Annotated in this window: 31 protein-coding genes; 26 read left to right on the forward strand and 5 right to left on the reverse strand. The window is 37.5% G+C overall.

Annotated features, from left to right (window positions below; genetic code table 11):
- Positions 1–26: 26 nt before the first annotated feature.
- The 3 genes from JZO76_RS00005 to JZO76_RS00015 all read right to left on the reverse strand — a co-directional run bounded on the left by JZO76_RS00005 (position 27) and on the right by JZO76_RS00015 (position 2399).
- On the reverse strand, positions 27–1469 hold the full coding sequence (locus tag JZO76_RS00005) for a recombinase family protein (protein WP_206902125.1): 1443 nt from the start codon (positions 1467–1469) through the stop codon (positions 27–29).
- 105 nt (positions 1470–1574) lie between these two features.
- On the reverse strand, positions 1575–1751 hold the full coding sequence (locus JZO76_RS00010) for a hypothetical protein (protein WP_206902126.1): 177 nt from the start codon (positions 1749–1751) through the stop codon (positions 1575–1577).
- 15 nt (positions 1752–1766) lie between these two features.
- Positions 1767–2399 (reverse strand): LexA family protein, encoded by a 633-nt coding sequence (locus tag JZO76_RS00015; protein WP_206902127.1) that lies wholly within the window; start codon positions 2397–2399, stop codon positions 1767–1769.
- Between the two features lie 170 nt (positions 2400–2569).
- Between JZO76_RS00015 and JZO76_RS00020 the strand changes: the two genes are divergently transcribed.
- The 6 genes from JZO76_RS00020 to JZO76_RS00045 are packed head-to-tail and all read left to right on the forward strand — an operon-like array spanning position 2570 to position 5775.
- Positions 2570–2812, forward strand: coding sequence for a helix-turn-helix transcriptional regulator (locus tag JZO76_RS00020; protein WP_206902128.1), 243 nt, complete (start codon positions 2570–2572; stop codon positions 2810–2812).
- Between the two features lie 13 nt (positions 2813–2825).
- Positions 2826–2972, forward strand: coding sequence for a hypothetical protein (locus JZO76_RS00025; protein WP_206902129.1), 147 nt, complete (start codon positions 2826–2828; stop codon positions 2970–2972).
- Positions 2969–3187, forward strand: a complete 219-nt coding sequence (locus tag JZO76_RS00030; protein WP_206902130.1) for a hypothetical protein — start codon at positions 2969–2971, stop codon at positions 3185–3187. The genes JZO76_RS00025 and JZO76_RS00030 overlap by 4 nt, the downstream gene beginning before the upstream one ends.
- 56 nt (positions 3188–3243) lie before the next feature.
- Positions 3244–3609 carry a hypothetical protein gene (locus JZO76_RS00035; RefSeq protein WP_206902131.1) on the forward strand — a complete coding sequence of 122 codons (366 nt, stop codon included), beginning with the start codon at positions 3244–3246 and terminating at the stop codon, positions 3607–3609.
- Positions 3596–5530 (forward strand): ATP-binding protein, encoded by a 1935-nt coding sequence (locus tag JZO76_RS00040; RefSeq protein WP_242595718.1) that lies wholly within the window; start codon positions 3596–3598, stop codon positions 5528–5530. Before JZO76_RS00035 ends, JZO76_RS00040 begins: the two co-directional genes overlap by 14 nt.
- Positions 5531–5532: 2 nt before the next feature.
- On the forward strand, positions 5533–5775 hold the full coding sequence (locus tag JZO76_RS00045; RefSeq protein WP_206902133.1) for a hypothetical protein: 243 nt from the start codon (positions 5533–5535) through the stop codon (positions 5773–5775).
- On the opposite strand, the gene JZO76_RS00050 is transcribed toward JZO76_RS00045, so the two are convergent.
- Complete coding sequence (locus tag JZO76_RS00050) at positions 5769–5960, reverse strand: hypothetical protein (protein WP_206902134.1); 192 nt, start codon at positions 5958–5960, stop codon at positions 5769–5771. The two genes, JZO76_RS00045 and JZO76_RS00050, sit on opposite strands and share 7 nt — an antisense overlap.
- A gap of 52 nt (positions 5961–6012) precedes the next feature.
- Between JZO76_RS00050 and JZO76_RS00055 the strand changes: the two genes are divergently transcribed.
- Genes JZO76_RS00055 through JZO76_RS00105 form a run of 11 tightly spaced genes read left to right on the forward strand, consistent with a single transcriptional unit; the run spans position 6013 to position 12130 of the window.
- Positions 6013–7158 (forward strand): hypothetical protein, encoded by a 1146-nt coding sequence (locus JZO76_RS00055; RefSeq protein WP_206902135.1) that lies wholly within the window; start codon positions 6013–6015, stop codon positions 7156–7158.
- A complete protein-coding gene (locus JZO76_RS00060; protein ID WP_206902136.1) occupies positions 7155–7883 on the forward strand; it encodes an MBL fold metallo-hydrolase in 729 nt (242 codons plus the stop codon). Before JZO76_RS00055 ends, JZO76_RS00060 begins: the two co-directional genes overlap by 4 nt.
- An 11-nt stretch (positions 7884–7894) precedes the next feature.
- Complete coding sequence (locus JZO76_RS00065; protein ID WP_206902137.1) at positions 7895–8671, forward strand: DnaD domain protein; 777 nt, start codon at positions 7895–7897, stop codon at positions 8669–8671.
- Positions 8671–9474 carry an ATP-binding protein gene (locus JZO76_RS00070; protein WP_206902138.1) on the forward strand — a complete coding sequence of 268 codons (804 nt, stop codon included), beginning with the start codon at positions 8671–8673 and terminating at the stop codon, positions 9472–9474. Before JZO76_RS00065 ends, JZO76_RS00070 begins: the two co-directional genes overlap by 1 nt.
- 11 nt (positions 9475–9485) lie before the next feature.
- On the forward strand, positions 9486–9680 hold the full coding sequence (locus tag JZO76_RS00075) for a hypothetical protein (RefSeq protein ID WP_206902139.1): 195 nt from the start codon (positions 9486–9488) through the stop codon (positions 9678–9680).
- Positions 9673–9900 (forward strand): hypothetical protein, encoded by a 228-nt coding sequence (locus tag JZO76_RS00080; RefSeq protein WP_206902140.1) that lies wholly within the window; start codon positions 9673–9675, stop codon positions 9898–9900. Before JZO76_RS00075 ends, JZO76_RS00080 begins: the two co-directional genes overlap by 8 nt.
- Positions 9897–10373: a DUF1064 domain-containing protein gene (locus JZO76_RS00085; protein WP_206902141.1), complete on the forward strand. Its 477-nt coding sequence runs from the start codon at positions 9897–9899 to the stop codon at positions 10371–10373. The genes JZO76_RS00080 and JZO76_RS00085 overlap by 4 nt, the downstream gene beginning before the upstream one ends.
- The gene (locus JZO76_RS00090) at positions 10348–10572 is read left to right on the forward strand and encodes a hypothetical protein (RefSeq protein ID WP_206902142.1); all 225 of its coding nucleotides are present in this window, start codon (positions 10348–10350) and stop codon (positions 10570–10572) included. The genes JZO76_RS00085 and JZO76_RS00090 overlap by 26 nt, the downstream gene beginning before the upstream one ends.
- 11 nt (positions 10573–10583) lie before the next feature.
- On the forward strand, positions 10584–10751 hold the full coding sequence (locus JZO76_RS00095) for a hypothetical protein (RefSeq protein ID WP_206902143.1): 168 nt from the start codon (positions 10584–10586) through the stop codon (positions 10749–10751).
- Positions 10751–11422 carry a hypothetical protein gene (locus JZO76_RS00100; RefSeq protein ID WP_206902144.1) on the forward strand — a complete coding sequence of 224 codons (672 nt, stop codon included), beginning with the start codon at positions 10751–10753 and terminating at the stop codon, positions 11420–11422. The genes JZO76_RS00095 and JZO76_RS00100 overlap by 1 nt, the downstream gene beginning before the upstream one ends.
- 18 nt (positions 11423–11440) lie before the next feature.
- Positions 11441–12130 carry a hypothetical protein gene (locus JZO76_RS00105; RefSeq protein ID WP_206902145.1) on the forward strand — a complete coding sequence of 230 codons (690 nt, stop codon included), beginning with the start codon at positions 11441–11443 and terminating at the stop codon, positions 12128–12130.
- Positions 12131–12145: 15 nt separating this feature from the next.
- Here JZO76_RS00105 and JZO76_RS00110 read toward each other — a convergent pair whose 3' ends face one another.
- Positions 12146–12802: a hypothetical protein gene (locus JZO76_RS00110; RefSeq protein ID WP_206902146.1), complete on the reverse strand. Its 657-nt coding sequence runs from the start codon at positions 12800–12802 to the stop codon at positions 12146–12148.
- A gap of 303 nt (positions 12803–13105) precedes the next feature.
- Between JZO76_RS00110 and JZO76_RS00115 the strand changes: the two genes are divergently transcribed.
- The 9 genes from JZO76_RS00115 (at position 13106) to JZO76_RS00155 (ending at position 19114) form a co-directional block, all read left to right on the forward strand.
- Positions 13106–13330 (forward strand): hypothetical protein, encoded by a 225-nt coding sequence (locus tag JZO76_RS00115; protein WP_206902421.1) that lies wholly within the window; start codon positions 13106–13108, stop codon positions 13328–13330.
- 32 nt (positions 13331–13362) lie between these two features.
- Positions 13363–13521 (forward strand): hypothetical protein, encoded by a 159-nt coding sequence (locus tag JZO76_RS00120; protein WP_206902147.1) that lies wholly within the window; start codon positions 13363–13365, stop codon positions 13519–13521.
- 170 nt (positions 13522–13691) lie between these two features.
- Complete coding sequence (locus JZO76_RS00125; RefSeq protein WP_206902148.1) at positions 13692–14207, forward strand: ArpU family transcriptional regulator; 516 nt, start codon at positions 13692–13694, stop codon at positions 14205–14207.
- Positions 14208–14354: 147 nt separating this feature from the next.
- A complete protein-coding gene (locus JZO76_RS00130) occupies positions 14355–14600 on the forward strand; it encodes a hypothetical protein (protein ID WP_206902149.1) in 246 nt (81 codons plus the stop codon).
- Between the two features lie 52 nt (positions 14601–14652).
- Complete coding sequence (locus JZO76_RS00135; RefSeq protein WP_206902150.1) at positions 14653–15051, forward strand: hypothetical protein; 399 nt, start codon at positions 14653–14655, stop codon at positions 15049–15051.
- A gap of 232 nt (positions 15052–15283) precedes the next feature.
- Positions 15284–16132: a phage terminase small subunit gene (terS, locus tag JZO76_RS00140; protein WP_206902151.1), complete on the forward strand. Its 849-nt coding sequence runs from the start codon at positions 15284–15286 to the stop codon at positions 16130–16132.
- On the forward strand, positions 16125–17411 hold the full coding sequence (locus tag JZO76_RS00145; protein WP_206902152.1) for a PBSX family phage terminase large subunit: 1287 nt from the start codon (positions 16125–16127) through the stop codon (positions 17409–17411). The genes terS and JZO76_RS00145 overlap by 8 nt, the downstream gene beginning before the upstream one ends.
- A 13-nt stretch (positions 17412–17424) precedes the next feature.
- Positions 17425–18843, forward strand: a complete 1419-nt coding sequence (locus tag JZO76_RS00150; RefSeq protein WP_206902153.1) for a phage portal protein — start codon at positions 17425–17427, stop codon at positions 18841–18843.
- Entirely contained in the window at positions 18827–19114 is a 288-nt protein-coding gene (locus JZO76_RS00155) for a hypothetical protein (protein WP_206902154.1), read from the forward strand. The genes JZO76_RS00150 and JZO76_RS00155 overlap by 17 nt, the downstream gene beginning before the upstream one ends.
- The last annotated feature ends 2 nt before the right edge of the window (positions 19115–19116 follow it).

Here is a 19116-nt window from a genome sequence, read left to right on the forward strand (position 1 = left end):
ATCGAAATCATAGATAGTAAATCTGTTTATTTTTCAAATACCCAGTGAACTTCCATTCTTTCAGGATATACAACGATATTTTTTATTAATTTACGAACCAAATTTTTTTGTTGATCGTAAGGCAACGTGTATACTGAACTTTTTATATTGCTTAACTCCCTCATCAATTCCTTGACGCTTACTTGATTATTATTATTTTCTTTTAAACTTTCCAATTTAGTTTCGATTGAATCAATCTCGTGGATAATTGATTTTTTTCTGATTTCTAAAGTCTTCTTTGGTATCTCCATATCGAGATAGAGATCAATCAATTTTTCTAACTGAGAGTTCAATTGTTTTAGCTTGATTTCATAACTATTTGTATCAACATCGGATTGCGTGAGAGATTTTTCTTGAATGATATCAGTATTTATTCTTAGTTTTTCAATTTGGGCTAAAATAGCATTCTCTAATTCTTCCATGTCATATGTTGGCGAAGTACAACCATTAGGGTTTCTCTTGATTGTATAGTTATGTCTTTTTGAAGAGTGACTTGCACATCTATATTTTTTTAATCTTGTTCCATCTTTTCTTACATTCCTCAAATTCACTTCAAAGGTAGAACCGCAAATACCACAACGCATCAGTCCGGATAACATGTACTTTGCTTGAAATGGTCGAGGATTATTATTTTTTTTATATGCTTCTTTTTGTCGAATTTCTAATTCTTTTTGTGTTGTAAAATATGCTTCTTTCGTAACAATAGCCTCATGGTTTCCCTCAAAAAGTTCTTCCTTAAACTTACTAAATCCAGCATACGTTGCGTTGTCCAAGATGGAACGTATTGATCTATATGGCCACTCAGCTTTTTTGCCAATATGTCCTTCTTCATTCAGATGATCTCGTATTTTTGTGATTGATGTTCCTGAAAGATACTCATCAAATATTCTTTTTACTATTTGTGCTTCAATTGGCTCGATGACATAGTTACCATTTTCGTATCGATAACCAAAAGGGGATTTGTTCCATGCCATAGCCTTTCCTGATTTAGCCCGACCTAATTTCCCCATTGACATTCTCTCTTTTATTTGTTCTCTTTCTAATTGAGCAAAAACAGCGAGGATTCCTATCATAGCCTTTCCAAATGGGGTAGAAGTATCAAAGTTTTCGTTCAATGAAACAAAAGAAATTCCCATCTTACCAAACACATCTTCAATAAGATATAGAGTATCTTTTTGAGAACGAGATAAACGGTCAAGCTTGTACACTAAAACAGTGTCGAACAAGTTGCGTTTTGCTGCAGAAATTAGAGCGTTTAAACCAGGTCGGTTAGTGTTTGAACCGGTAAAACCAGGATCTTTATAGATTTGATAAACATTCCAATCCTTAGCAGCACAATATTTTTTTAATTTGTCAATTTGTTCATCAATAGAATATCCTTCTTGAGCTTGTTCAAGCGTTGAAACTCGCACATAAATTGCGGTTCTCATGGTAATCACTCCTATTTTTTGATAAAATAGGCATAGAAAAAAAGCCTATGCCTTAGGTTATTTTTTGCTAAGCCGCTCAAATTTTGGTCGAGGAGAGCGGCTTTTTTATTTTTCTATACGTTCTAACAAATATAGATTCTCTCTTAATAGATTTTCCAAAACATTTTTATCGTGATTGGTTAAAGATGTCTCGCTATACAATTTTGTAGATTCGATTGCTATCGCAATCTTTCTTTCGACTTCATTTTTTTCTTCAACTGTTAATTCTTCATAAACTTTCAAAACTCACACCTTTTTCTATAAATCAAAACTTACCTTCATAGCTTTTCCAATTATTCTTGCCGGAGTGTCGGAGGTAATGATAATGGGTGCATATTTTGGATTATCAGCCAACAACATAACATATCCATTTTGATGTTTCACTCGCTTCAAAGTAGCTTCATCATCGCCATTAACGACAACTGCTGCAATTTCTCCGTCTTCAACATCAGGTTGTTTTCTAATCAACGCAAAGCTTCCAGAGGGGATCGTTGGTTCCATTGAATCTCCCCTTGTTTTTAAATAAAATAATTCTCCTTGCGGAAGCCCCTCACTCATTTCAGTCCGATAGCCTTCAAGATTTTGAACTGCTAAAATTGGCTCGCCACAAGTTATAGTTCCTAAGATAGGAATTTTAGTTACTCCTGCAGATATAGAAATATTAGATATCTGTTTCTCAGTATCCATTAACAATTCAGTTTTAGGAACACCAAAGTAATCAGCTAATTTTTGAATAGAGCCAGATCGTGGCATCTTTTTCCCATTTGCCCAATCTGATACAGTTGATTGAGAGACACCGATGGATTCTGCAATTTCACTCATGCTTTTGTTATTTAACTTTCGTAATCTTTCCAAATTATGAGCAATAATATCTTTTAAATCATCTACCATAAATAATTTCTCCTTCTACTTAATGTCTTGAAAAGAGTATATCACTTAAAGCGATCTTTGCATAGCCTAAAGCGATATTTTTTTAACTTACTGTCGGTTCTTTATCGCTTTAAGTGTTGACATATCGCTTAAAGCGATTTAAGATTAAGTCAACGAAAGGAGGAGATGATATGCCACAGGAACAGATGATGACATTAGGTGCGCTACGCAAACGAATGCAAATGACGCAACAACAAGTCGCCGAACAGGTTGGTGTGACTCGCGAGACTATTATGCGATGGGAAAAGGACTCGTCCGATATGCCAGCAAAATATATGTTTGTGTTTTCAAATTTATATCGATATCCAGTAAATGGAATTTTTTTTGGCGATACTATCGCTTTTAGCGATAATTTGAAATCTATTGAAAAATAAAGGAGAAAAAAATATGGAGGTTATCAATTTTGATTGTAATGGAGACTTAATTTCAGACTTGAACAGTATAAACCTTTCTGAAGAATTAACGGAATCAATTTTCCAAATTTTTTTGGAAGTCTTTAACAAAGATAAAAATAAAAGGAGAGCTAAAACATGAAATTTTTAAAACGAATTAATGACAGCTTAACAGCAATGATTGTCATCGTGATATTTAGTTTATTATTCGTAGCTTTTGCTTACATGGGAAGTATAAATCTGACAATCACATTAATCGTCATTGTTGCATTCGTAGTAATTGCTTGTTCGTTTTTACTGGGTGAATATGTGCAAGCTCAGGAAATTAAAAAGACTGACTCGGCCGGGAAGCTCTAAGTCAGTCAAAAGAAATAATACAAGCTCATTTTAGCATGAGCAGGAGGAGAAATCGAATGACTAAAATTGAAGCACTATTTTCAGCATTAGCTCAAGCCTGCAGTGATGATGGATCATCTCTTGTTGTGGGTATATCAAAAAATCACGAATTGGAACACATGGAGTTTGTAGGCCGTACCGACGAAATGGCACTCATAAATTTAGTCGCGGCCGATACTATCTGTGATTTGATTGAGGCTAAACAGTGTGATTGTCCAGGTTGCCAACAAGCAAAAAAATTGTTGAAGAGAGAGAAGTCGCAGAACAAAAAAACGAAAAGACCACAAATCCACATTGTTGACATGATGAATGAAGATCCAAACATTGATGATATCTTGCAACGAATTTTTGGAGGTGGTAATCGTGACAATGATCAAAATTAATTGGATTAAATATCGGCATTTTAAAGGGATAGAAAATTTTGATCTTGATTTGATGGGGAATAATGCTACCGTAACCGGTCAAAATGGGTCTGGGAAAACCACGTTAGCTGATGGTCTTCTTTGGTTGCTGTTTGGCAAAGATAGCAAAGGTGCATCTATTAATCCTAAACCCTTGGACAACGTCAACAATGAGGTCTTGGGACTATCTCCTGAAGTTGAAGCCGAAATGATCATTGATGGAAAAGTGACCATTTTAAAACGCGTGCAACAAGAAACTTGGACGTCAAAACGTGGGGAATTAGAAAAAACACGTGGCGCTGACACCACTAAGTATTTTATCGATACAGTTCCTGTTAAGCAAAAAGAGTGGAAAGACTATCTAGCCGCTTTGGGTGACGAAAGCATTTTACAGATTTTAGCCGATTCGGGATTCTTCATGCGTCTTGACTGGAAAAAGCGCCGAGAAATACTTGTCAGTATGACTGATGTCACAGACAACTCTATTATCGCTGGTGACGAGGATTTAAAAGAACTGCCAGAAATTTTAGGCAATCATTCTGTTGACGACATGCGAAAAGTGTTAGCTGGACAGAAAAAAGAAATTAAATTGGCCATTGATGGAGTTCCAGCACGTATTCAAGAAGTCACTGACATGAAAGCAAAATTGATTGCTGATTTGGGTGATTTAACTCAAGAAGAAATTAAAGCTGACATTATGGATCGTGAAGCTGATATTTCTGACTTGCAACTTAAGCTAGAAACTTTAAAAAGTACGGATAGCAATCAGGTGAAGCAATCAGAAATTGCAAAGTTAAAACTGGAATTAGAGCAAGCTCGTACCCAATATTTAACGGATTCTAATCTTCAAACGCAATCCTTGCAAAATGATGTTATGACGCAGCAGTCAGAAGTTAATCGTCTGCGCCGAGAAAAATCAGACACAGAATCAAAATTGCACGATTTAACCAATAAAATTCAATCTGGCAATGATCAACTATCACAGATGAAGGCAGAACGAAATAAATTTAAGGACGTTGAGTTTGATGATCATAAAAAAATCTGTCCGACTTGTGGCCAAGATTTACCAGTTGATCAGATTGAGAAATTGGTTGCGGACTTTAACCAACGAAAATCAAATTGGTTAGAAACTGACGCTGAAAAAGGGAAAGCTCTGAAAGCATCGATTAATGAGTTAGCAGCTGAAAAAGGAAAGCTTGAAGTAAATTTGGATTCAATCGATTTGGGCTATAAATCAGCCGAAGAATTACTTAATCGACTGAATGACGAGTTAAACAACGTTAAAGCTGAAATTAAAACTTTTGAAGAGACTGCAGTTTATCAATCAATCACTTCCAAAATTGAGATGATTGCAGCTGCAGATGATGATACCGATATTTCTAGCAATCAGAAAGATGAAATCAAGCAAAGCATTGATAGTAAGCGTGCTGATATTGCTGATTTACAAGCCAAGTTATCTTCGTTTAGTCAATTATCAACATTTGACATACGTATCGAAGAATTAAAAAACGAAGACAAACGTCTCAAGGATCAGAACCAGGATGTTGAAAGAAAATTGTGGCTTCTGGATGAATTCACTCGTAAGAAAGTAGCTGCATTAGAAAGCTCCATTAACGAAAAATTTGAGTTGGTTCGCTGGAAATTGTTCAATATCCAAAAAAATGGTGCTTTAGCTGAAGTGTGTGAGGCAACTTATAACGGAATTGAATACGGAACTAGTCTAAACACGGGCGCTCGTATCAATTGTGATTTAGATATTGTCAACACACTTTCCAAAGAATTAGGTATCAAAATGCCGATATTTGTTGATAATACGGAATCTGTTAATCAACTGATTTCTATTGATACGCAAGTGGTCGAACTAAAAGTTGGTCGCAATAAAACATTGAAAGTTGAGGTATAGGAATGAATACTTTTGTTTTTGCAAAGATTAATAATGAACGGGTTTTTGTTGGAACGTTCAGTTCAATTGAAACAATCTATGACGAAGTGGAATCTAAATTGATTGAGCTTGGTCATGATGATTGGATTGGGGCACATCCAATTTACATGATGGGAACTAAAGGTGAACCATATCGAATGTTATGGGCAAAAAAAGAACCTTCCCAGAATAAATCCGGAAAGGTCGATGACGAAGTGGATTATTGATTTTCTAATCGTTCTAAAGATTTTTCATAAATCGACAGATAAATTTCAAAAGAATCGATTTTGGGTAGATCTAGTTCAACTTCCGATTCATCTCTTAATTGTTGCCGTTCTTCTTTAGCTTTTTCAATAGCAATTGGAAGAACTGCAAGCGCATAATCATGAGCTCTTTGCTCGTTTGTCAGCATAGTTTTCACCTCGCTTTATCAACCCAGTATATCAAAGAAAGGGGTCAATCAAATGACCAATCAAACACCAACTGTTTTTAAATCACAGCTTGCAAAAATTAATGATACTTATATGCCGCAGATTGAATCGCAACTTCGTGGCAATGGAATTAATATGACTGAGTATCAACGGACTGTCACAATCAACGCAATTTCAGCGATTAATGAGCTGTTATCAAAAGAAGGACTTAATATTGGTGAAATTGATCAAAGTAATGTTACTCAAACACTGATGAATGTGGCTGCTTTACAATTGAATGCTATGGCTACACCAAGAGAAGTATATTTCATTACTCGTAACCAACCTCGAGGTAAAGGCAAATCAGCTCCAAAAGCAAAAGTAATTGAGATGGGGATTGAAGGTGATGGAAATGACGCAATTTTGTCCCGGTTCGGACGTAATGTAAAAACTGTACACAGACACTGGGAAGTTCGTGAAGATGATGATTTCACTTATCCAGGTTACTCAGGTATTGAAGTAACTCCACCAACATGGGAGCCAAAAGGAACCGGAAAAGTAGTTCGGGTAGTGTATCCAATTGAATATAACGATGGTCAAGTTGAGTATTTCATTGCCGAACGAGAAGATGTAAAAGCCAATCTGATTGCCCATATCATTAATAACTCGATGTACAACGGCATGGGAATTACCAATGACACATATAATGCAACTTTTGATGAGAAAAAGAAAATTGCAGCAAAAAAAGATGAAATGAAAAAACGTATATCTGATTTAACGCTTGATAAAATTTTAGAAGATCCAGAAATAAATGAATTTGGTTTGATTAGTCCAGCATGGAAGGATCCGCAGTCTCAAGAAACCATGTTAATTCGTAAAATGCGTAACCGTATCGTGAAGAAAATCCCGAAAGATTTCTCTAATGCTTATGTTCAATCTATTGCGGAGTCTACAGAAGATGATTTCAATGAACGCCAATATCTTCGCAAAGAAGCTGAAATTATCGAAGAGGTGGAGCAAAACGCAAACCAAGAAGTTTTAGATCCACCAAGAGTTACTCAAACTACTAATGTTGTGAATACCGAAACTGGAGAAATCACTAGCGAACCTTGGCAAGTGGCCGATATTGACGAACGAAACTTTGATGAAAAGGTTGCGGACGGAACTATTGAACCAATCGGAGAGGATGATCCGTATTGATTAAGATCAAAAGTTTTGGATCGGGATCAGACGGAAATGCCTACTTGATCGATGATGGCCAAACACAATTAATGATTGAATGCGGAATTCCTTTAAAAAAAATTCAACAAGCAATGCGTTTCAATTTTAGTAAGGTAGCTGGTTGTTTGATCAGCCATGAGCATCGAGATCACTGTAAATATGTCTCTCAGTTTATTGATTCAACCAGCATTGATTTCTACTCTACTCAAGGAACTTTTGAAGGAATGAGTGAAGACCAAATGCTTCATATCCAAGCGAATGATTATTATCGTTTCAATTTCTTGAAATATAAAGATACGAAAAAAATTGGTACTTGGTATGTGACACCATTTGAGACAGAACATGATGTGAAAGAACCTTGTGGATTTTTAATCGATAGTGCAGCTGGTGACCGCTTGGTATTTATCACTGACAGTTACTATGTTCGATATAAATTTCCAAATATCACTTATATGATGATTGAAGCTAATTACTCAAAAGAAATCATTGATCAAGATATGACTACAGGTTTTGACCTGAAGAGAAAATCACGACTTTTGGAAAGTCATTTTGATTTTGGGAGAACTCTAGACTTTATTAAAACGAACAAGTCGAATCAACTGCAGGAAGTCTGGTTGCTCCATCTATCTGATTCAAATTCTAACGAACAAAAATTTAAAGAAGAAACACAACGTTTGACTGGTGTTCCTGTCTTTATCGCATAGGTGGTGAGTGCATGGCTGACAAAGGATGGATAGCTCTCCACCGTAGCATTCGGGATCACTGGCTTTATCAAGAAAAAAGGGTCTTCTCAAAATACGAAGCGTGGTTGGATATCCTAATGGACGCCAATCACCAGACGAATAAAATTGTTTTTGATGGTCATCTCCTCGAAGTGAAACGTGGACAAAAAGTTACTTCAATTCGCCAATTAGCCGATAGATGGGGTTGGTCTCGCACCAAGGTTAGGGACTTCTTAGACCTACTTGAAAGTGACACAATGCTTACCAGAGAAAGTGACAGTAAAAAGACGGTGATAACCGTGATAAATTACGATTCTTACCAAAGTGATAAACCGCAAAAAAGCCACCAAAAAAGCCACCAACCTGACAACGAAAGTGCCACAGAAGTGCCACAGAAAGACACAAACAACAATGATAACAATGTAAACAATGATAACAATATAGTTGTTGATGATGATAAGGGACTGAATTTTTTTCAAACCTATCAAGAAGTATTCGGTGTGTTGAATTCATTAACTGCCCAAAAATTAAATGAATGGGCTAAAGACATGTCGCCCGAAATTGTAAATGAGGCTTTGGTACGTTCGGGCCTAAATAATGCTCAAACGTTTGGATATACTGAAACAATTTTGAAAGCATGGTCAAGATCTGGGGTCAAAACCTTAGATGACGTTCTAGCTTTAGATGTGAAGCGTGAAAAAGCTAATCAAAGTCCGAAAAAAAACAAGCAAAAAGCTAAAAATCAAAATAATTCGGGGGTGGTATATTAATGGACCCATTAAGAGTGCTAGAGCATATTCATGATTCAAATGAGTTTTGTGAAATTCACCAGCAAAAAAAAGTGAGTATCGGGAACTCTAAGCCGTTTTGCTCTACATGTCAAAGAGAAGAAATGGAGCGAAAAGAAAAAGCAATTGTGACGGCAGCTTCAGATCGTCATCACCGCAGGAGAACTTTAGAAACTTTATCAAAAGATTCATTAGTAGGGGATGAGACACTTTGGAACGCTGATTTTTCAAATTATATTCCCGATAATTATGAGACAAACGATGCTTTATCTAAGTCAAAAATATTGGCTGCTGACTATTTGAATCCAGAAAAAAAGTTTAACACTTTATTCACTGGACTTCCCGGAGCTGGTAAATCTCATTTAGCCATGTCCATCGTTAAAGAAGTAAACGAAAAAGCAAATCCTTACATGAGCTGTCTATTTATTTCTACGGTGGAACTACTTCGCTTAATCAAAGATTCAATTAGCAATAAAGAAAGTAAATACACTGAAGAGAACATGGTTCGCTTGCTAACTAGAGCTGATTTGTTAGTTCTAGATGATTTGGGAAGTGAATCAAGCTTGAAATCAGATACAACTGAGTCAAGCGAATTTAATCAACGAGTTCTTTATGCAATCTTGAATTCTCGTAACAGAACAATTATCACTACTAATTTGAATTCACAAAAAATGAATGAAATTTATAACCCAAAACTAGTGAGTAGAATTCACCGCGCCGTGGAAGGGAAAATAATTAAATTTACAGAACAAACTAAAGACAAAAGATCAAAAATTTTTTACTAGAAGGTGAAAAAATGCAGTGTAATAAATGCGAAGGGCAGCGAGTGATTTGGGTAGAGATCACTCCTGGTCTTACTAAATGTCAGCCCTGTCCAGTTTGCAACGCAGATGGTCAAGCTGTTGCCGAAGAACAAAAAGAATTTGAACAGATTTACGCCGAACTTTCTGAAAAGCGAGATGCCAAGATTAGGAGGGCTGTCGGTGATTAAAGGTAAGGCAGTAAAAGTTACCAGGTATATTGGGCCTGAAGGAACCTTAGTCCGTAAGCCTTCTGAAGCGCAGCTCTTTTCAGATGAATCATTGGCAGATGTAGCGGCTGAAGTAGCTAACGGTTGGGTAGTTGATGTTTTAATCCCAAGTCGAAAGCCTCCAGCTCCATCAAAGCCAGTGAAATCAAATCAATCTTGGATGAAGGAGTTGAAAAAATGAGTAAATCACCAACAGCACTAAATAAGCGGGGGAGCAAAGTTGATATCGATGGCTTTACTTTTGATTCGGAAAAAGAAGCTCAATTTTATTTGAGATTTGTGAAAGATTGTGGCTTGCCTTTCGTAGTTCACCCTCGTTTTCAACTTACACCTCTAACTGATATTGGGACTGGAAAAATCACATCGATTTCCTATTCGCCAGATTTCATAATTAAAAATTTGGATGGATCATGGCTACATGTGATTGATGTAAAAAATAGTCACGGGATATATGGGATTGATCAGGGAAACAAGATTCGATTTCGACTATTTGCCGCTAAATTCGGACATCCAGTAGAGGCTGTAGTTGTCAGAAAAAATGACTTCAAAGTTATCACCCAGGGCGTGACTAAACCTCTGAATGAAAAGAAGCCGTTTATTACAAGCGATTTTGCCTACAACTGGGAAGATGCGACGAATTACACGGAAAGGTGATCAAGTGGAAGAAACAAAGGAATGGACTATTCAAGTCCTTGACGCAGAAGGAAATATCAAGTATCAAGCGGCAATTTCTGGCAACGAAAAGAAGGCTCGTTCTTTATGTCTTCAGCTAGAAAAACAATATCAAAAAAATCGAAATCACGTTGGATTAAAAACTAAAAAAGAGACCATCGCACACAAGCGTTGGTTTTAGGAGGAAGAGAAATGATGTACGTTTATACAATTTACTCTTACGAAGATCAAGAAATCAAAGATGTTTTTTCAACAATTGGAGAAGCCGAAGACTGGATCAAAGAAAATCGTGAAGATCGAGAAGATGACATTCGTATTCAAAAATGGCGCGTAAACACCACAGGAGAGGAAAATAAATAATGACATTAGAATTTGATGCAACACTACGTGACAAAGGTTTAGGTAATGACGATAAAAAGAAAATTTTACTTGAAGTACCAATTGGTGAACTGAAAGGAAAGGTTGAAGAACTAACACGATTTGCCAATAAAACAGTGACAATCCAAGTTATCCCGCAATACTATAGTTTTTCCATACCGTTTGACAAAAGCACCAACGCACCAACACAGGAATACGTGGTTAACAACGATGGCACAATTGATCTAATTAAACAGGAACAGACTCAGCTTGAGGTGGACGATAATGGAAATATCGATATCGAGGATCGACCATTTGAAGTCACTAAGGATATTGTAGATGAATTCATTCGAGCTGCTAAATCTTTAGAGTTCCCTGGATCGATCAATCCACGTGATGTACTTACTCGAAATGAACAAGGTGAGGCGTTTGAAGAAATAGCGAAGGATTATGAAATGAGCGAGCTGTCTGTGATAAATGAGCTAGAAAGAGCACGTGAGTACTATGCACCTTACGCTGCTGCTTGGGATAAAAAGCGGAATGAAGTTGTTTTTAAAGATAATCAACTGGAAGAAACACCGGACGATTCTGATAACGAAATTGCTGAATCTGAGGACGAAACAGTCGAAAATCAGAACGAAAATACCGATTCTGAGGACGATGATCCATATTAAGCAAGTTAGGAGAACACGATGAAAATTGGAGACAGAGTTCAAGGCGTCTCCTGCCGATTAGGCGGCGGTACTATTCAAGGTATCGTCGTCTTAGTAAAGGAGAATACATTGGTCGTATCAACTAATGGCGGTAACGAATTGATTAAGAAAGAGGGGGCAGAAAAATTGGGATATAAAATTACGAAATTGCTCATCAATGAATTTTTAAAAGATAAAGGCTACAAAAAAGGGACCTGGGAACTTTATCAAAAGCATTTAACGAAATTTATGGAAATTACGGGTGGTGTCGTTAATCCGGAAACGGTTATGAAGGCTCAAAAACAAATCGCTGACACTTTGCCAGAGGCTTCAAAAAAGCAATCGCTAGGCGCGGTAAAAAAATACTTGGAATGGCTTGGATATTATGATTCAGAAATTGCAGCTCCATTGAGTGAGCCAACTAGCGATACTGAAGCAGTTAATCCATACGAAGATGTTATGGATGCTGAATACGTTGCAACTGAAACGAAATTACTAGACAGCAAGAGTATCTCTATCGCAATGCTAGGAAAGGCATTCGTACAGCTTGAAGGCGATGTAAAAAAGGTCAGTGTGACATTAGAACATTCTGAGGCTTCTGAAGTTACAGATGATCAAATGGATATTTTGGAAAACATGTTTGGTTGCCGGCCAGCAAAATTGGAAACAAGGTATGTTTTAGTTGAGTGATCATGGTCATCATTATTAATTTGGGCGAAATTCTATAAGCTGATACTGATCGAGACCTTTTCCAGGAGAAAAAATCACTGCTATATAACCATTGTTCATATAATATGCGTATACCTTGGTGTTTTCACCATCAAACGGATAGAAAAAGTCAGAGCTAATTGAACCAGGATCAGAGCTTGGCACTAGCTGGGTATTGACTTTAACATCTTTTACTATTCTGGAATGCTCATTGACTCGTATTATAGTTGTTGGAATGGTTTGTGGTACAAAAGTACATCTTTCACTCATGTAATTACCGTATTCACGTTCATATTCAGGTGTGTTCCAAGATATAATGATATGATCTCCATCGGTATGTGTGCTAAGGAAAAATTCCCAAGTACCATAATATCCTAGTTGCATCTGATCTTTTGGAAATGTGACAGCGTATTTGTATTCTTCTTGAGAGCTAGTAGACTCTTTGATGAAATCTTCTGATGATGTTGAAGATATGTCGTTAGAAATACTAGTCGATGATTCAGTCGATTCAGCCAAAGATGAACTATCAGTATCATTTTTACTATAAAAACTACTGATTGCTAAATAGCCTAATAATATAGCGATAATTACTAATAGAATGATTACAATCCAGGTTAATCTCTTATTTTTGAGGTCTTGACTTTGATTTCTCATAGCGATTGCTCCTCTCGTGAAAATGGTATGTAAGGGCTATTAAAATTATTATGTCACAAGTAAAGGTTTTAACAAAATAAATAGAAGTTATTCGAGTGATAATCTGCAGAAAAACTGCAGAAATAACCCGAAAACATTGATATATCAGTGTTTTAATCTGCGGATATTTGCGTGACATTCGCGTGAATTAAAGAGTGCTCCACAGTTGGTTAAAGACAGATTTAAATGGCAAGGTTTTCTTTTGAAATACTTTTGATTTCAAAGCTATTTCAAAAGTAATGTCCGAATTAAGGAAGTGGAAAAATGGAAAATAATTACGAAAAGTACAAGAATTGTGTTGATGAAGTCAAGGATAAGAATGGCAAAGTGATCCGGTATCATGATGTTGTCCGTACATCAAATGGAGAAATTTTATTGGTTGGGCAACCGGACACTATAAAAATGGAAAATTGTACGGAGTCTCGGGGGAAAGTCCAATTTATTCAGGCGTTTCAGATGAAATTTGGGATGATTGTTACAGGATTTTAGAATAGTTGGACGTTGGAACAGGAGGTAGCTGAATGAAAAACGAGTTAACAAATCTGGAATGGATTGCACTGACTAGATATCTCCAGGGTACGCTTTATCTCGGTGGTAGCAATCTAAATCGTCAACAATTAATCGAAGCTTTTAAAGTAGCAAAAGAAAAAGTGATCCACGTTGGTTTGGAGTTGATGTGATAATGTATTTTGCGTTAGGAACTATCATGTTTTTCTTGGGAATTGTTACTAATGAATTAGGGCATTATCTTGATAGAAAAGAAAAATAAAAAAAGCCGGATTTCTCCAGCTGTTAAAAATATTTCTGACAAAAATATTATAACACACAGCGACAGGGGGAATCAGTTAACATGGCGCTTTTTGATGTTTCTAAGTATCAAACTCCAGACATTCTTGAGGTGGATATGCGAGCCACCAGAAAAAACTTTGAAACGTTCATGACAGTTTACGGTGCAGCACGAGAGAAAGTCGGTAAAAACAGGATGCCAAAAATGACCCAATCTTTTAGCGCAATGCCTGCAAGTACCAGTAGCGAATACTCTGGTGACGCTGAACGCTTTATGATAGAACGAGAACAATTTATGCCAGAATATCGTGAACTTCATTCGATTTTTGGTCAAGGATATTTTGCCATTAGTAATCCGCTTCGGCAAGATGCTACTGATCGCCGGCGACAATTATTTATGTTGCGATATGTTTATGGCCACAGCGTTAAAGAAATTTGTGATCAAATCTATGCTGGGAAATCGTTTGTATCAGAAGAAAGCCAAAAAGGATTTATCCAATTTTGTGATAAAGTCGGGTTGTTAGTTTATGAGGAAGAGACTGAAAGATTAGTTGAACCTATCACTAAATCTTTTGAGTAAGCAGACCATTCACAGACGTTTGCCGGTCATTTTGCAGTCATTTTCCGGACCACAGCAGTCAAATTTCATGGTAAATTAGTATTATCAAATAATTAATAAAACGAAGCAGTCATCATTTTGGTGGCTGCTTTTTTTGTTGGAGGATATATGGAAAATGAATTGTTACCAGGGGATATCGTCTCTGTGATTGTAGAAGATTCCTTTTGTGGATTGCCAATTGGTGTGCATCAAGGAATTATTGTTGATTTAGCTGGATACGGCCTATCTATTGCTTTTACCGATGTTCAGTTGGCCATTCGAGCCAAAGGATTAGGGGTTGGACAATTCTTAGATCAAGCTTGCTGGGGAAATTTTGAGATTGTTAGAATTTGTCGAGGAACTTTACACAACTAGTTATTTTTCTTTATTCTTGCTAAAATAGAAGAAAAATAAGGAGTGATTTAAGATGGAATATGAAGACTTGAAAGATTACGTTTCTAATCAATTGCCTAAAAAATCTAGATTAGTAGTTATGAAGAAGGTTATTGATGAGATGGCAGAATATTTTTCCATGTTAAAAAATAAATTAACTGTAGATCTCGCAATTGATGACATTCAAAATAATATCAATGTCGCTACTACTGGAGGACACACAGGTACCTTTTTTTCAATTGGCGATAGAAGCTTAAGTGCCAATTATGATGGTGATAAAACAATTGAAGTTACTGCCTATGAACCTGGAGTTTTGCCAGCATCAAAAGTTGACACTATCGTCTTTCGAGATGGAAAAGCAATTCATGAATTAACGGGAGAACAATTCGATATTAAAAATGTAGAAAAATATTTGGACTGGTTTAAAAAATAATTGTAAAAAAGATGCCTGAATGCAGGTGTCTTTTTTTGTTTATCAAAAAGGAGATATCAAAATATGACCGTAAGAGGGCCTACAAGGCAACAGAAAAATTTCGTGGATAATTACTTAAAACTAAGAAAAAAGAACCAGACACAAAAGCAAAATATGTTTACCTAAGGAATTAAACTATTACTGATATATAAAACAAAACTCAACAAACTGATAGTGAGGTGGTGTCCTATGTATGTCAAGACAGCGTGACCCTCGCAGAGATCAAGCTTTGGAAATTTTCATAGAACGTAACGGAGAGGTAAGCAATCGTGAGCTTGCCTCTTTTTTATCTGTTCCGGAAAAGACAATCTCTGCTTGGAAATCCAAAGACAAATGGAAAAATAATTTAAATGGAGTACTCCAATCAAATGAACGGAGTGCTCCGAAAAACAAAGGGAGTACTTCGAATAAAGGTGGTGCTCCGGTAGGGAACCAGAATGCTGTCGGTAACAAAGGCAATGCGAAAGCTTCTGCCCCAGCTGGCAACAAGAATGCCGTTACCACTGGAGAGCATGAATCAATTTTTCTTGAAACTATGAGCGATGACGAAAAGGACCTTTACTCAACAATGAGCGAAGATCCTTTTTTTGTGATGACTGAAGAAGTCCGACTTTTGAAAATTCGGCAGCTAAGGATGATGAAACGAATTCAGAAAGCTGAAGCAGGTCTGAATGAATCTGAGCTGGAATATCTGCAAGAGCTTCGTGGTAGGACTGCAATCATGGAATCTACTAAACAAAAAGGAAATACTGAATTGGTTCTTACAGAAGTCAAGGAGCGCAAGACCAGGAAGATTGATGATGTTCTCAGAATTGAGGATGCACTGACCAGGGTCAGTGGTCAACTTCAGAAAGCCATCAAACAGTTGGAAGAAATCGCATTGAACAAACGTCGTCTAGTATTGATTGAAGCTCAGACAGACCACACCAAAGCCCAGACAACCAAAGCACTAATCAACAAAGATGGGGACGAAAACGACGGTGGCACAGTGATTAATATCATTGATGATATTACTGCGCAGGAAGGTGAAGCAAATGGCTAAGGTAATCACACAGAAGAACGTGAAGCTTACTGATGTTTTAGCTCCATCTTTTTATCCATTCCACCAAGCTGTGAAAGATGGTTTGAACTCGTCTTATTGGTTGAAAGGCGGTCGGGGTTCCACTAAGTCGTCAGCAATCTCGGTGGAGATCATACTCGGTATTGAAAAGGATGGTAACGCTAATGCTGTAGTTCTTCGTAAAGTCGCTGAAACATTACGAGAATCGGTGTACGAGCAGATGTTATGGGCCATAGATATTCTTGGCTTAACAGACGAATATCATGCATCAATCAAGCCGTTGCGAATTACTAAAATTAAGACTGGCCAACGAATTATTTTTAAAGGTGCTGAGAAACCCAAGAAGGTAAAAGCATCTAAATTCCGTCGAGGTTATGCCAAATTCATCTGGTTCGAGGAAGTTGATGAGTTCAATTCAATGGCTGAACTTCGTACCATCATTCAATCGTTAGGTCGTGGTGGCGCCGGGATTAAGATCTTCTATTCCTTCAACCCACCTGAATCGAATACCAACTGGACGAATTTGGAGATTCAATCTCAAAAGGTTCGTGATGATGTTTTTATCCACCATTCTGATTACAGAGACGTCCCTAAAGAGTGGCTAGGGGAATTATTCATCCAAGAGGCAGAACACCTCAGAAGGACAAATGAGAGCAAATGGCGGCATGAGTATTTAGGGGATGTGACTGGTACTGGCGCTGAAGTGTTCAAGAATATCACCATTAGAAAAATTACTGACGAAGAGATTGCATCGTTTGATAAAATCCATCATGGACTTGACCATGGTTATGCCGGCGATCCTATGCACTACACAAAAAACTATTACGACAAAACTCGCTTAAGGTTGTATATCTTCGGTGAAGTTCACCAAGTCGGTCTTTCAAACAGAAGGGCAGTCGAGTCTATCCAGAAGCTGAATCCTAGCAATGATTTTGTTACTGCTGACAGCGCAGAGCCTAGGACGAACAGCGAATTTGAAAGCCTAGGACTGAGAATCAAGAAAGCCAAAAAAGGCCCAGGCTCAATTGAGCATGGTATTAAGTGGCTTCAAGATTTAGAAGAAATAATCATCGATCCTTATCGCTGCCCCAATACCAAAAGAGAATTTACCACTTACGAGGTCGATCGAGATTCCAACGGGAACCTAAAAGGGTCGTATCCGGATCGCAACAACCACTCGATTGATGCAACTAGATATTCTATGGAAGACGAGATGGCCAAAAGAGTCGCAAAAGTTCGCAAGAAAATCAAAGGTTTATAAGAGAGGTGAGAAAATGGCAATTGCAATTAATCGAGAAATTGCTGGTAATTTGGATAATCCGTCAGCAGAATTATTGAACTACTGCATGGCACAGCATCTGAATAACAAAGCAAGGCTTGAAAAGCTGTCGAACTATTATGATGGCAAGCAGGAAATTTTGAATCGCACAAAAGAGGATGATTCAGCACCAAACAATAAAATTCTAATTAATCACGCAAAGTACGTGGTGGATATGAATGTCGGGTTCATGGTGGGAAACCCTATCGCTTACAGTGCTTCTCAGGGAAATGATATCTCGTCTATCTTGGAGGAGTACGACCGAATCGATATTGTTAGTCATGATACCGAGTTGGAAAAGGATCTTTCGACTTTCGGAGTCGGCTATGAGCTCATCTACCTACGAAAAGTATCAGAGACAGAAACTGAGACAGATGTCCGCTGCATTGACCCGCGAGGGATTTTTCTCGTGACAGATGACACCATCGACAAGAATCCACTCTTTGCGGTACACGTCCAACCTGTCTACGATTTGGAAGGCGGTATTGACCACTATCTGTACAAGTATTACAACGACAACCGAATTATCACCTTTAAATCTGACACAGAAGGGCAGAGTGTATACACATTTGTTAAGGCTCTACCGCATTACTTTGGCCGAGTGCCGGTGATTGAGTATCGGAACAATGAGGAGAAACAAGGGGACTTTGAACAAGCTATCAGTCTGATTGATGCCTATAACCTTCTTCAATCAGATCGTCTGAATGACAAAGAGGCTTTTGTGGATGCCATTCTATTTATTCAAGGTTTCATGCTAGATGAGGAAGATGGAAAGGCCTTGATGGAAGAAAGGATGCTCCAAGTGACTGGAACCCCATCTGAAACTGCAGCTGGCTATCTGACCAAGGAACTGAATGAAAACAATGTCAGCATGCTGAGAGATGCCATTCTGGATGATTTCCATAAAGTGACCTATGTTCCAAACATGAATGATGAAAACTTTGCTGGCAATGTTAGCGGTGAGGCTATGAAGTACAAGCTTTTCGGACTGCTACAGTTGATGTCAGTGAAATCACGATACATGATTAAAGGCCTGCGACAACGACTTGAAATCTTCGCCAATATCCAAAACCTTAAAGGACCTAAAGTGGATGTAACGGGTGTTGAAATAAAGCTCAAACCGAATCTACCAGTTAATACTTCAGACACGATTAATCAGATTGTATCAGCATATAACGCTGGTATTTTGCCTTTGCGTTTCTTACTAACGTGGTTACCTGATATCTCAGATGTGGATGAAGTGCTAGAACAACTAAATCTCGAAAAAGAGGAAGCTATAGCTCTTCAGCAAAGGGCCATGGGTTCTCAGGCTGATGATAGCCACAGTGATTTGGACGATGAACCGGAGGAGGGGGAAGATGGAGAAAATACCTGACGCAAATGACTTGCGGAAAAAAGCAAAAGAACTAGAGGGATTGGAAGATGCCATTGCTAAACATATTATAAAAGCAGTTGACGAAGGATCTAAACAGCTGAAACTTAATTTGTCATATGATGATGGAGATTTGAACTACTTTGGAAAAAATAAAGAAATGATGATTAACCTTCTGGAATCTAAGAATTATGAGGTTGAATTGATTCCTAGAATAATATTATCAGGTGGATTTGAAACATACCCAGAAGGTTTACGAATAGACTGGAGCTGATT

It is taken from the genome of Candidatus Enterococcus myersii (assembly GCF_017316025.1).
In the GTDB taxonomy this organism is placed as follows: Bacteria; Bacillota; Bacilli; order Lactobacillales; family Enterococcaceae; genus Enterococcus_C; species Enterococcus_C montenegrensis.